Source organism: Xanthomonas phaseoli pv. dieffenbachiae (assembly GCF_008639345.1).
Lineage (GTDB): Bacteria > Pseudomonadota > Gammaproteobacteria > Xanthomonadales > Xanthomonadaceae > Xanthomonas > Xanthomonas phaseoli.
Genome location: NZ_CP041380.1, coordinates 1529379 through 1542187, shown reverse-complemented (window position 1 = coordinate 1542187; position 12809 = coordinate 1529379). Strand labels below are relative to the sequence as shown.

General features: G+C 65.2%; 9 protein-coding genes. 7 read left to right on the top strand and 2 right to left on the bottom strand.

All coding sequences use genetic code 11. The features are described from left to right. Positions 1-10: 10 nt before the first annotated feature. Entirely contained in the window at positions 11-451 is a 441-nt protein-coding gene (locus FLG15_RS07100) for a MarR family winged helix-turn-helix transcriptional regulator (protein ID WP_017155712.1), read from the bottom strand. A gap of 122 nt (positions 452-573) precedes the next feature. Here FLG15_RS07100 and FLG15_RS07095 point away from each other — a divergent pair, with 122 nt between their 5' ends. From FLG15_RS07095 to FLG15_RS07080, 4 genes are all read left to right on the top strand, one after another. Further along, positions 574-1425, top strand: a complete 852-nt coding sequence (locus tag FLG15_RS07095; RefSeq protein ID WP_057678305.1) for an AraC family transcriptional regulator — start codon at positions 574-576, stop codon at positions 1423-1425. 61 nt (positions 1426-1486) lie between these two features. Further along, a complete protein-coding gene (parC, locus tag FLG15_RS07090; RefSeq protein WP_057686989.1) occupies positions 1487-3730 on the top strand; it encodes a DNA topoisomerase IV subunit A in 2244 nt (747 codons plus the stop codon). A gap of 508 nt (positions 3731-4238) precedes the next feature. Continuing rightward, the gene (locus FLG15_RS07085; RefSeq protein ID WP_057679638.1) at positions 4239-4478 is read left to right on the top strand and encodes a hypothetical protein; all 240 of its coding nucleotides are present in this window, start codon (positions 4239-4241) and stop codon (positions 4476-4478) included. A 237-nt stretch (positions 4479-4715) separates the two neighbouring features. Further along, entirely contained in the window at positions 4716-5372 is a 657-nt protein-coding gene (locus FLG15_RS07080; RefSeq protein ID WP_057679639.1) for a thiopurine S-methyltransferase, read from the top strand. 340 nt (positions 5373-5712) lie between these two features. Here FLG15_RS07080 and bfr read toward each other — a convergent pair whose 3' ends face one another. After that, complete coding sequence (gene bfr / locus FLG15_RS07075) at positions 5713-6198, bottom strand: bacterioferritin (RefSeq protein ID WP_003485327.1); 486 nt, start codon at positions 6196-6198, stop codon at positions 5713-5715. A 146-nt stretch (positions 6199-6344) separates the two neighbouring features. Between bfr and FLG15_RS07070 the strand changes: the two genes are divergently transcribed. From FLG15_RS07070 to hpaM, 3 genes are all read left to right on the top strand, one after another. Further along, positions 6345-8762: a penicillin acylase family protein gene (locus FLG15_RS07070; RefSeq protein ID WP_057679640.1), complete on the top strand. Its 2418-nt coding sequence runs from the start codon at positions 6345-6347 to the stop codon at positions 8760-8762. 408 nt (positions 8763-9170) lie between these two features. Next, positions 9171-11309, top strand: coding sequence for a TonB-dependent siderophore receptor (locus FLG15_RS07060; RefSeq protein WP_150145752.1), 2139 nt, complete (start codon positions 9171-9173; stop codon positions 11307-11309). Positions 11310-11668: 359 nt separating this feature from the next. After that, a complete protein-coding gene (gene hpaM, locus FLG15_RS07055) occupies positions 11669-12799 on the top strand; it encodes a type III secretion-associated outer membrane-bound protein HpaM (RefSeq protein ID WP_150145750.1) in 1131 nt (376 codons plus the stop codon). Positions 12800-12809: the final 10 nt, after the last annotated feature.

Sequence of the window (12809 nt, the reverse complement as noted above, 5' to 3'; positions counted from 1 at the left end):
CTAGCAGCGTTCATGAGTTGAGTGCATCGCGGACACGGATAAGAAGTGAGGTGAGAAGTTCGCGCTCGGCCGCGGACAGGTCGCGCAGGCCGTGCTCGATGGCGCGTTCGCCGCGCAGGCGCAGCCGCTCCCAGAGCGCCACGCCCTGCTCGGTCATGACGATCTGCAGCGCGCGCCGGTCCTGCGCATGCGGCTCACGCCGCACCGCGCCCAGCGCTTCGAGCTTGTCGAGCAGGCGGGTCACCGCGCTCGGGGTCTGGTCCAGCGCCAGCGCCAGTTCGTTGGCCGTGCACGGCGAGCGCACCGCCAAGATCTTCAGGCCTACGTAATGGCTGAAGCCGAAATCGGGCAGTTCGCCCTTCATCTCGGCATCGAGCTGGCGCATCAGCGCATCGCGCACCTGACGCAGCAACAGGCCGAACGACGGCGCGGCGGAAGACGAAACATTCATGCGGCACATTTTGTTCCGAAAAATATATTTGTCAACGCAATTATCCCGCCAGGGATTAAACCGCACGCAAGGATCGCCACCTTACGCGGCGTGCGCGCTGGCTCGGTAATACAATTCGGCCAATGAGTATCGAAAACCCGCCAACCCAGATCGACGCATTGCCGCCCGGCATACGCGCCAGTTTCGAAAAGGCCGATGGGCCCGTGCTGATCGCGTTCCTGGCCGAACTGCGCGAGGTGTGGGCGCCGGAAACCGCCTGGCACGCGCATGTCCGCGGCCAGCTGATGTATGTGGAACATGGCGTGCTCACCGTGCATACCGAACAAGGCGCCTTGTCGCTGCCACCGGGTTGCGCCGGCTGGCTGCCGCCCGGGCAGCAGCACACCGTGGAGCTGGCCGGGCAGATGCGCGGCTGGGGCGTGGTTGTGCGACCGGATGCCTGCGCCGCCCTGCCTGCGCAAGGCGGGGTGATCCGACTGACCGGTCTGGCCCGCGAGGCCATCATGCGGGCCGCCAGCTGGCCGCTGGATCAGCCACTGGATACCGCCCAGCAACGCCTGGCTGCGGTGCTGCTGGACGAGCTATGCCAGGTGCAGATCGACCACCTGCACCTGCCGATGCCCGCCGACCGCCGGCTGCTGCGGATCGCCCGCCAGTTGCTCAACACGCCCGCCGACCCGCGCCCGCTGGACGCCTGGGCCGACTGGGGCGGATTGTCGCCGCGCAGCTTGAGCCGGCATTTTCGCGACGAGACCGGCCTGAGCTTTGCGCAGTGGCGGCAGCAGGCCCGCCTGACCGAAGGCCTACGGCGGCTCAGCCAGGGCCATGCGGTGGCGCAGGTGGCCGACCAGCTTGGCTACAGCAGCCCCAGCGCCTTCGTCAGCGTGTTCCACCGCCATTTCGGCGCCCCGCCCGCCCGTTATCTGGCCGGCTCGCATGCGCGCGGCTTGGCATCCCCCGCCGCATCCGGATAATCGGCGCTCTTCGAGCCCGCGCCCCGGCGTGGGTTCCTCTTCACGCAGGACCTGGCTTTACATGACCGATCTGACCCGCCCCACCTTCCACGGCTTCGAACAGCTGCCGCTGCGCGAGTACGCCGAACGCGCCTATCTCGACTACTCGATGTACGTGGTGCTCGACCGCGCCCTGCCGTTCCTGGGCGACGGCCTGAAGCCGGTGCAGCGCCGCATCGTCTACGCGATGAGCGAGCTGGGCCTGAATGCCGCCGCCAAGCCGAAGAAATCCGCGCGTACCGTGGGCGATGTGATCGGTAAGTACCACCCGCACGGCGACAGCGCCTGCTATGAGGCGCTGGTGCTGATGGCGCAGCCGTTCTCCTACCGCTATCCGCTGATCGAAGGCCAGGGCAACTTCGGCTCCACCGACGACCCAAAGTCGTTCGCCGCGATGCGCTATACCGAGTCCAAGCTGACCCCGATCGCCGAAGTGCTGCTGGGCGAGCTTGGCCAGGGCACGACCGACTGGGCGCCCAACTTCGACGGCACCCTGGAAGAACCCACCTGGTTGCCGGCACGCCTGCCGCATCTGCTGCTCAACGGCACCACCGGCATTGCGGTGGGCATGGCCACCGACGTGCCGCCGCACAATCTCAACGAGATCGTCAGCGCATTGCTGCGGCTGCTCGATGATCCCGATGCCAGCGTCGCCGACCTGTGCGAGCACGTTCTGGGCCCGGATTACCCGACCACCGCCGAGATCATCACGCCGGCTGCGGACCTGCGGAACATCTACGAAACCGGTCACGGCAGCGTGCGCGCACGCGCCACCTACAAGAAAGAGCACGCCAACATCGTCATCGATGCGCTGCCCTACCAGGTCTCCCCGTCCAAGGTGATCGAGCAGATCGCCCAGCAGATGCGTGCCAAGAAGCTGCCGTGGCTGGAAGACATCCGCGACGAATCCGACCACACCAGCCCGGTGCGGGTGGTGCTGGTGCCGCGCTCCAACCGCGTGGATGCCGAGCAGTTGATGGGCCATTTGTTCGTCACCACCGACCTTGAGCGCAGCTACCGCGTCAACCTCAACGTGATCGGCCTGGACGGCCGCCCGCAGGTCAAGAACCTCAAGCACCTGCTGAGCGAATGGCTGAGCTTCCGCAGCGATACGGTGACCCGCCGCCTCAACCACCGCCTGCAGAAGGTCGAGCGTCGCCTGCACCTGTTGGAAGGCTTGTTGATCGCCTTCCTCAACCTGGACGAAGTGATCCGCATCGTCCGCAGCGAAGACGAACCCAAGCCGGTGCTGATCTCGCGCTTCGCGCTGAGCGAAGAACAGGCCGAATACATTCTGGAAACCAAGCTGCGCCAACTGGCGCGCCTGGAAGAAATGAAGATCCGCGGCGAACAGGAAGCGCTCGCCAAGGAACGCGCGCAGATCATGGCGATCCTGGAAAGCAAGACCAAGTTGAAGAAGCTGATCAAGGACGAACTGACTGCCGACGCCAAGAAGTTCGGCGATGCGCGTCGTTCGCCGCTGGTGCAGCGCGGCGCCGCGCAAGCCATCGACGAAACCGAAATGGTGGCCAGCGAACCGATGACCGTGGTGCTGTCGCAAAAGGGCTGGGTTCGCGCGGCCAAGGGGCACGAAGTCGACCCGGCCGGCATGTCCTACCGCGATGGCGATGGCCTGCTGGCGGCGGTCCGCAGCCGCAGCACGCACCAGGTGGCGTTCCTGGATTCGGACGGCCGCGCCTATTCCACCGCCGTGCACACCCTGCCCTCGGCGCGCGGTAACGGCGAGCCGCTGACCGGGCGGTTCTCGCCGGCGTCTGGCGCGGCGTTCCAGGTCATGGCCAGTGCCGACAACGCCGCCCGCTTCGTGCTGGCGTCCTCGCACGGCTACGGCTTCGTCACCCGTTTCGAAAACCTCACCGGCCGCAACAAGGCCGGCAAGGCCATGCTCAACCTGACCACCGGATCGCATGTGCTGACGCCGGCCCAGGTCAGCAACCCGCAAACCGATCGCATCGTCGCGGTGACCAGCGCCGGCAATCTGCTCGCGGTGCCTGCAACCGACGTGCCCGAGCTGGACAAGGGCAAAGGCAACAAGATCATCGAGATCCCCAAGGCCAAGCTCGGCACCGAACGGGTGGTGGCCGTGGTGGCGGTCGCCCCGGGCAACACGCTGCTGGTACGCAGCGGCGCACGCACCATGAGCCTGTCGTTCAAGGACCTGGACACGTATGTGGGCGCACGTGCGAGCCGTGGGTCGTTGTTGCCAAGAGGGTGGCAGAAGGTGGATGGACTGGAGGTGCAGTGACGGTGATTCACTCGTCTGGCGCGCGGCGGCGCGACTGGCATTGCTATCGCCTCAAGCTGCTGAGGCGCGGCAGAAGGTGGATGGACTGGAGGTGCAGTGACGGTGATTCACTCGTCTGGCGCGCGGCGGCGCGACTGACATTGCTATCGCCTCAAGCTGCTGAGGCGCGGCAGAAGGTGGATGGACTGGAGGTGCAGTGACGGTAATTCACTCGTCTGGCGCGCGGCGGCGCGACTGGCATTGCTATCGCCTCAAGCTGCTGAGGCGCGGCAGAAGGTGGATGGACTGGAGGTGCAGTAACGGTCATCCACTCATCGCGCGCGGCGGCGCGACTGACACTGGGGTCTCCGCGGTCTGCTGAGGCGCGGCAAAAAGTCGATGGGCTGGAAGTGCAGTAACGGCATCCACTCACCGCGCGCGGCGGCGCGGCTGACCTGCAGTCGCCCTCAGCCCGCCAAGGCGCGGATCACCCACGCACCGCACTGCGTTGTCTTGGCTGGGAGGTTCAATGCTGTACGCGGATGGCCAGGAAGCAAAAGCCGGTGATCTGATCGAGATCGACACGCGCTACCGCGGGACTGTCGTTGCCTGCATGGACACAGCCGATCATCTTCAAGGCCACGAGAGCTGGAACTATCTTGGTCACGGCATCATGGTCGACACGGACTTTTGTGGCCTGGTTCATTACGATCAGGCCTGCGCCGATGCAGAGGGACTGCGGCTCATCGCGCGTCTACCAGTCAGTTGAATCACCCCGTCACGCGATTTGATTCCGGCAAGTGCTGTAGCGTCTGAACTGACGCAGCGAACATAGTTCTGTGGCCCCTCCCAGCATGCAACCACGCAGCCGGCGATCTGATCGATGCGCCTGGCCGCAAAGCCAACTCCATCACCCGCAATACTGAGCCCCCTGCCGCGCCGCGCAGACTGGCGCGTTTTATCTTAAGCGCGGTACCACACTGGGCTGCACCAACACGACGAGACCATGGATACAGACTTCTGGCTGCAACGCTGGCACGACGGACAGACAGGCTTTCATCAGGACGAGGTCATGCCGCTGCTGCAGAAGCACTGGCCCGCACTGCAGCTGCCACATGCGGCACGCGTGCTGGTACCGCTGTGCGGCAAGACACTGGACATGCACTGGCTGGCTGCGCAAGGCCATCGTGTCCTGGGCGTGGAGCTGTCGCCGCTGGCCGTGACGCAATTCTTCGCCGAAGCGGGCCTGCAGCCGCAGCGCCACACCAGCAGCGCCGGCGAGCATTTCATCGCCGGCCCCATCGAGATCATCTGTGGCGACGCGTTCGCACTCGATCGCAGCGTGCTGGCCGATTGCATGGCGGTGTATGACCGTGCAGCACTGGTGGCATTGCCTGCCGAACTGCGCCGGCAGTATCTGCACACGACCTACGCGCGCCTGCCGGCCGGTTGCGGTGGGCTGCTGATCACCCTGGACTATCCGCAGGCCGAAAAAGCCGGCCCACCCTTCGCGGTGGATGCCGCCGAAGTGCATGCGCTGTTCGATGCGCAGTGGCAGGTGCAGCAGCTGGAACAGCGCGACATCCTCGAGCAGGAACCACGTTTTCGCGCCGAGGGCGTCACTGCACTGACCACTGCGGTCTATCGCCTGCAACGCTGCTGAGTGCCGGCGGGGTAACGCGCGGCCCATGTCCCGGGCCTGACGCTGCACTGGCTGGCGCTAATGCAGCAGCGACCTCGGGTTGCCGACGTTCGGGCCCAGTGCGTCGCCCCAGGCGCGTGCCACGCGAAGCCAGCTACGCGCCATCGTTGATGCCCTGCGTCCCGGCGCCCGCACGGCACTCCCGCGAAACGACCCTGTACTGATCAACCCAGGCAACTTGCCCCAGCCGGTCAGCGCCTCTGCTGTGCAAGAAGAACGGCCCTGCCCAGCGCTCCCTGATGGGCAGCGCAACGCTCCGCCTCGCCGAGCGCCACACCGCGTCTGCCACGCTACTCGCCACTCAACCGGCGACGTGGCCCTTGTCGATCTTCGAGGTCTGGTACAGCTCCAGCCCGATGCGCTTGATCAGGCCAAGCTGCTGCTCCAGCCACCACGCATGATCTTCTTCGGTGTCCTGCAACTGCTTGAGCAACACGTCGCGGCTGACGTAGTCGCCATGCTCTTCGCACAGCTTCATGCCGGCAGCGAGCGCAGCGCGCACTTCGTACTCGACAACCAGGTCGCGCTCGAGCATTTCGACCACGGTCTTGCCGGGGGTGAATTCGGCCGGGCGCATGTCCGGGTCGCCTTCCAGGAACAGGATGCGCCGCAACAGCGCGTCGGCGTGCTCGGTTTCCTCTTCCATCTCATGGTTGATGCGCTCATACAGCGCCATCAGGCCCTGATCCTCGTACCGGCGCGAATGCAGGAAATATTGATCGCGGGCCGCCAATTCACCGCGCAGCAGCTGCTTGAGGTAATCGACGACTTCGGGATGGCCTTTCATGGTGTGCTCCAGCGACGCAGTGCGCGCATGGTGCCCTAAGCCGCCGGGCAATGATCTAATCGGAATCACTTTCAGTTGCGCTTGCGGCCAGACCCGCCACGGTCATGTCCGCCGGCCACACTTCACTGGGGTCCAAGGAACCGACAATGCGTAAATGGCTGGGCCGGCTGCTGCTGGGAATCGTGTTGCTGGTCCTGGCGGCCAGCCTGGGGCTGTATCTGTTGATGCGCGGCAGCCTGCCGCAGTTGGACGGCGACAGCGCGCTCGGCGGCCTGGCTGCGCCGGTCAGCGTGCAGCGCGACCGGCTGGGCGTGGTCACCATCGATGCAGCAAACCAGCTCGATGCGATGCGTGCGCTCGGCTACGTGCATGCGCAGGAACGCTATTTCGAGATGGACCTGATGCGCCGCGCACCGGCCGGCGAGTTGTCCGAGCTGTTTGGCGCCAAGGCCGTGGACCTGGACAAGCGCAACCGCGTGCACCGTCTGCGTGCGCGCGTGCAGGCCAGCCTGGATATCGCCACCGGCAGCCAGCGCGCCGCATTGCAAGCGTATACCGATGGCGTCAACGCAGGACTGGCGGCACTGCGCGTACGGCCCTGGCCCTATCTGCTGCTGCGCCAGACACCGCGCGCATGGACGCTGGAGGACTCCATCCTCAGCGGCCTTGCGATGTACGCGGACCTGCAGGACAGCGACAACCAGACCGAACTGGCCGCCGCACGCATCCGTGCCGTGGTGCCGCCTGCGCTGGCGGCGCTGCTCGATCATCAGGGCTCCAGTTGGGACGCGCCATTGTTCGGACCGCCACAGGGCGACGCCCGCTTGCCGGATGCGGACGCGCTGGATCTACGCCGTCTACCGCATCCGCCTGCCGCGCCGCACGCGGAAACGCCGACGCCGGGCAGCAACAACTTCGCGGTAGACGGCAGCCTCACCGCCGACGGCCGCGCCATCGTTGCCGACGACATGCACCTGGGCCTGCGTGCGCCCAATATCTGGTTCCGCGCACGCCTGCGCTATGCAGACAGCAACGCGCCCGATGGCAAGGTGGATGTCACCGGATTCACGCTGCCGGGTCTGCCGGCGGTGGTCGTGGGCAGCAACGGGCATGTGGCGTGGGCGTTTACCAACAGCTATATCGACACTGCGGATTTCGCGCGCATTCCTGCACCCACACCGGGTCACCCGCAAGCACTGACCACGCATGTGGAAACCATCCGCGTGGCGGGCGCAGCGCCGGTGCAGTTCGAGGTCCGCGAAGCGGCGTGGGGACCGCTGCTGCACGTCAATGCCGACGGCAGCGCGCTGGCATTGCGTTGGGCAGCGCAGTTGCCCGGTGCGATCCGGCTGGACTTCGCCCAGATGAGCACAGCGGGCGATCTGCAGGCGGCGTTCGCGGTGGCCGACCGCTCCGGCATTCCGGCGCAGAACCTGTTGCTTGCCGATCGCAGCGGACGCATCGCCTGGCGCCTGATCGGCGCGCGCCCCGCGCGCAACACCGGGTGCGGCCCGAGCGGGATTGCCGAATTGGCGACATCGACGCCCGCGCCTGAGGCAGCATCCGGCGCAGCTGCAGAGCTGGCTGCAGCGCCTTCGATGTCTGGCACCTGCCTGCCATGGTCGCTGCGCAGCGACGCTGCGCCGGCGTTGATCGATCCGCCATCGCACCGGCTCTGGACCGCCAACAACCGTATCGTCGATACGCAGCAACTGGCAACGCTTGGCAACGCAGGTTACGACCTTGGCGCGCGGGCACGGCAGATTCGCGATGATCTTTTCGCAAAGCAGCGCTTCAACGAACGCGACCTGCTGGCCATCCAGCTCGACGATCGCGCCGTGCTGCTCACGCGCTGGTGGCACCTGTTGCGTAGCGTGGTCGAGCACAGCAAGGACCCGGCACTACAACAGGTCGCATACGCCACGCGCGACTGGGATGGGCGCGCATCGACTGGCTCGGCCAGCTATCGCATCGTGCGCGAATTTCGCAGCAAGACCATCGAGGCGGTGGAAGCCGGCCTGCTGGCGCCGGCAAAAGCCGCGCTTGGGGAGGAGTTCCTGCCGCCACGTCGTGCGCAACTGGAGGGCATCGTCTGGCCGTTGCTGCAACAGCGCCCAGCCAACCTGCTACCGCCCGCCGCCGCAAGCTGGGACCAGTTGCTCGAAGATGCTGCGCGCAGTGCGCAGTCAGACGTGACTGCCGAAGACGCACAAAGCGAACCGCGCGGCCAGCACACCTGGGGCCAGCGCAATACTGCCGCCATCTGCCACCCCATCGCGCGTGCACTGCCCGCCCTGGCCAAGCGTTGGCTCTGCATGCCGCCCGATCAACTGCCGGGCGACCGCGACATGCCGCGTGTGCAAGGCCCGGCCTTTGGCGCCTCCGAGCGCATGGTGGTCTCGCCCGGCCACGAGCAGGACGGCATCGTGCACATGCCCGGCGGCCAGAGCGGCCACCCGTTCTCGCCGTTCTGGGGCGCAGGACACGACGATTGGGTGCATGGCAGACCCACACCATTTTTGCCCACTGCCACGCGTTACACGCTGCACTTGCGTCCGCAGTAACAGCGGGCGGCAACGCTGCTGCGCCGCGTCCAGCGCAGCAGGACGAAGACGTCAACGGCATCGCCGCTTCAAGCCCCTCTCCCCTTGGAAGAGGGGTTGGGGTGAGGGTACGCCCATCACACACCATGAGTGTGTGTGGACCTCTTCGCGCGTGCATGGGGCCTCGCACATACCCTCGTCCGCCCTTCGGGCACCTTCTCCCGCATGAGCGGGACACTGTTCGGCAGGAGAAGGAAGCTGCGCACGCATGCCTTGTGCGTCTCCGCGCTCCGCATCTTCGCGTCGCATGGTTGCATCCGCACACGGGCGCGCAGACGCCATCGACCATGGCGCCCAGCATCCCGTCTCCGTGATCGAGCAAACACATCATGCTAAGATGCACTTGATAACCATTCCCATTAGTGACCAATGCGCCCCACGCTTCTTGTCACCGCGCTTGCCGCTGCGCTCGCCCTGCACGCCCTTCCCGCCTTGGCTCAACACACAACCTCGCCGGCCGTGACCGAGCTGGATAGCGTGGATGTCGTCGGCCGTGCGCAGACGCTCTACAAGTCCGAAGACGCAGCCGTTGCCACGCGTACCGATACCCCGCTGGCGCTGGTGCCTCAGTCGGTGCAGGTGCTGCCGCGCGAGTTGATCGACGACCAGGCTGCGCGGCAGATCACCGATCTGTATCGCAGCATCAGCGGCATCAGCTTCTTCAGCTATGCCGGCGTGACCTTGCGCGGTTTCCGCCAGGAAAACGTGCTGTACGACGGCCTGCGCGGCGACCCGTATGCCGGGTTCTCGGTGCCGCAGCTGTTCAACATCGAACGCGTGGAAGTGCTCAAGGGTCCAGCCGGTGCGCTGTACGGCGGTGGCGAACCCGGGGGTGTGATCAACTACGTCACGCGCAAACCCGCTCATCAGGCGGCGCGCCGCATCGAACTGCAGCTGGGCAATCAATCCTTCGGTGCAGCCTCGTTCGAGGCCACCGGCCCTGCGCGCGCAGATGGCCGCATCCGTTACCGCATCGGCGCCTATGCCGATGGCGAAGACGGGTTTCGTTGGAATACCGACAGCCAGAGCCAGATCGGCGATGCGTCGGTGGCCTTCGATCTCGGCGATACCGGCGAGCTCACCCTGCAATACATCGACATCACCCAAAACCTGGGCGGCAACCGGTTGCGCGGCGTACCGGTCGATAACGACGGCAACTTCCTCACCGACCGGCGCTGGAACCACAACGAACCCACCGATTTCCTGGACATGCGTGCCAAGGTGGCGCTTGCGCAGTATCGGTTTGCGCCGTCCAACGCGTGGGACGTGGACATGGCGCTGCGCTGGTTCAAAAACCAGGAGCATCAGATCTATCACGAGCCGATGGGCTTGATCGACCGCGATCGCGACGGCACCGCCGAGTGGATGACCCGGCAGCTGCGCAATCAATACCGCGACAACGATGCGATCTCCAGCAACGTCAACGCGATATTCCGCACCAGTACCGGGGCGATCGACCACAAGCTGCTGATGGGCGCGGACTACTACCGCCTGGACGCGGATTTCCGCGCGCAAACCGCCAACACCGCCGACAGCGGACGCGTGCGTGGCCCGGTGCCTGGCATCGATTTGTTCAACCCGGTGTACGGCCGCAGCGGCTTCTACGATTACGGTTTGGATGCCCTGCCCTGGCGTGCCACCAGCACGCGCAGTCAACGCTATGGCGCCTATCTGCAGGACGAACTCACGCTGACGCCGCGCTGGTATGCAATGGCCGGGTTACGCTGGGACGGCTTCAAGGACGACGACCTGCTGAGTGGCTCGCACGTCACCGGCAACGATCTCAGTTGGCGCGTCGGCAGCACCGTGGTGTTACGCGACGGCATCAATGCCTACGCAAGCTATGCCAGCGGTTTCCTGCCGCAGGACGCGGCCAATCAGGACAGCAGCGTGGGCGGCCCGTTCGCACCGGAACGCAGCACGCAATGGGAAGTGGGCCTGAAGACTGCGCTCAATGATGGCGGACTCACCCTCAACACGGCGCTGTACCGCATCGAGCGCAGCAATATCGTGCAGGCGAACGGGCGCGTCGTCGACGGCGTCAATCAACTCTCTGCGCTTGGCTTGGTGCGCAGCGAAGGGTTGGAAGTCGACCTGCTGGCCGACCTGACCAAGCGCTGGGTACTCAATCTCACTTATGCCTACAACGATGCACGCGTGCTCGATGCAGGCACCAACGGCATCACCAATGCCTCTGGCGATCGCTTCGCCAATGCACCGCGCAACACCTTCGGCCTGTGGACGCGCTACGACCTGCCGATGTGGCGCTCGGCGATCGCCTTCGGTGCCGACTACGTGGGCGAACGCGTCAGCCTGGATGGCCAACGCGTCAAACCGTATGCCATTTACGACATCAGCTGGCAGACGCAGTGGGACGCGTGGAAGCTGCAGATCAACGTCAAGAACCTGTTCGACAAGGTCTATGCGGTAAGCGGGTTCAATACGCGCGCCGGGCACTTCCCCGGCGAGCCGCGTCGCATCTACGTGCAGCTGGCTTACAGCTTCTGACCAGCGCGCAGCGGGTATGTGGCACGCCACCGGCAAGCTGGGCGATCGACGTGCACAGCGCATCGCGCATGCGGCTGCCACCTGCTCCAAATACGTGTTGCTCGTGTTTGGAAAGACACACGGCGTCTGACACCGCACGACCACCTGCATGCGCAACATCGTTGAAGACGGGCGCAAGTCGTGGCGTGGAACTGCGAATCTGTTCAATGCAAGATGCATCGAGCGCTGACGACAGCGTTCGCAATGTGATGCCGGTCAACGCAGCGGCTTCTCGGATGGGAAAAACAGCCTCGACTGCAGCAACGTAATGAACCTGCGCCGAATCGCGCGGCTGCGCATGGGCTGGAACTTAACGTTCGGTGGGACACACTAGAGCCCGTCGCGATTGGAGTCCTGCTCCGCACATCGCCCTTCTCCCCCCACTGATCGGAATCCGCATGCCTGTGCTTGCCCGCTCCGTTTCCGCCCTGTTGCCACTGCTGTTTGCCACTGCCTGCTCGGCCGCGCCGCCAGCCAAATCCGGCCCGCCGGATGCGCCTGTGGCTGCCTGCACCGCCAAGGTACGCCCTGGCCAGGACCTGCAAAAAGCCATCGACAAACTGCCGCAGAGCGACAAACCGACGGTACTTTGCCTGGAAAAGGGCGAGTTCCCGCTCAACGGCTTGGTCTCGATCCACCGCGGCAACTTCACCCTGCGCGGCCAGGGCCCGAGCACCGTCGTGCGCATGGCCGACGGTGTGCAGCAGCCGGTGCTGGTGGTCGGCGATTACGAAAACCAGCAGCCCACCGGGGTGATCCGCAACGTCAGCATCGAAGACATGCAGATCGTCGCGAGCACAGGCGACAAGGAGTTCATGCCCGAGCGCCCCTACCTGAGCAATAGCGCGGTGGTGGTGCGGTCCGGACAAGGGATCCGGCTTGCCGGTTTGCAGGTCAACAAGTGCCGCAGCGCGTGCCTGCTGAGCGAGTACGACACCCGCGAGATCACCATCGAAAACAACGATGTGTCCGGCGCAATCTGGGACGGCGTCTCGTTCAACCGCACCGCCAAGGTCACGATGGTCAACAACTACATCCACGACAACGTGGCCGCCGGCTTGACCACCGAGCACCTGGAAGACAGCGAGATCCGCAACAACCGTTTCGAGCGCAACGGCAGCCAGGGGATCTATCTCTCTGACGCGCGGCGCAACCGCTTCAGCAACAATCAATTCGACGGCAACAAGGTGGCCGGCGTGTTTCTGGCCTGCGCGATTCGTTATCGCACACCGGAAATCTTGTGCTGGGACAACAGCATGAGCCAGGACAACGTGTTCGAGAACAACCGTTTTGCCAACACGCCGTTTACCTACACCATCGGCGTGGACCGCGCAGCCAACTGCACCTCGGCCGACTTCAAGCCGAACCTGTGGCGCAACAACCAGGCCGACATGGCCGGTGTGGATATCGATCCGCAGCGCTATGGGTACTGCGTGCGTCACGAGCAATAAGACGCGCTAT

Coding starts and splice junctions, on each gene's coding strand:
- FLG15_RS07095 (WP_057678305.1), top strand. CDS start 574: ATGAGTATCGAAAACCCGCCAACCCAGATCGACGCATTGCCGCCCGGC.
- FLG15_RS07070 (WP_057679640.1), top strand. CDS start 6,345: ATGCGTAAATGGCTGGGCCGGCTGCTGCTGGGAATCGTGTTGCTGGTC.
- FLG15_RS07060 (WP_150145752.1), top strand. CDS start 9,171: ATGCGCCCCACGCTTCTTGTCACCGCGCTTGCCGCTGCGCTCGCCCTG.
- FLG15_RS07100 (WP_017155712.1), bottom strand. CDS start 451: ATGAATGTTTCGTCTTCCGCCGCGCCGTCGTTCGGCCTGTTGCTGCGT.
- parC (WP_057686989.1), top strand. CDS start 1,487: ATGACCGATCTGACCCGCCCCACCTTCCACGGCTTCGAACAGCTGCCG.
- FLG15_RS07080 (WP_057679639.1), top strand. CDS start 4,716: ATGGATACAGACTTCTGGCTGCAACGCTGGCACGACGGACAGACAGGC.
- FLG15_RS07085 (WP_057679638.1), top strand. CDS start 4,239: ATGCTGTACGCGGATGGCCAGGAAGCAAAAGCCGGTGATCTGATCGAG.
- bfr (WP_003485327.1), bottom strand. CDS start 6,198: ATGAAAGGCCATCCCGAAGTCGTCGATTACCTCAAGCAGCTGCTGCGC.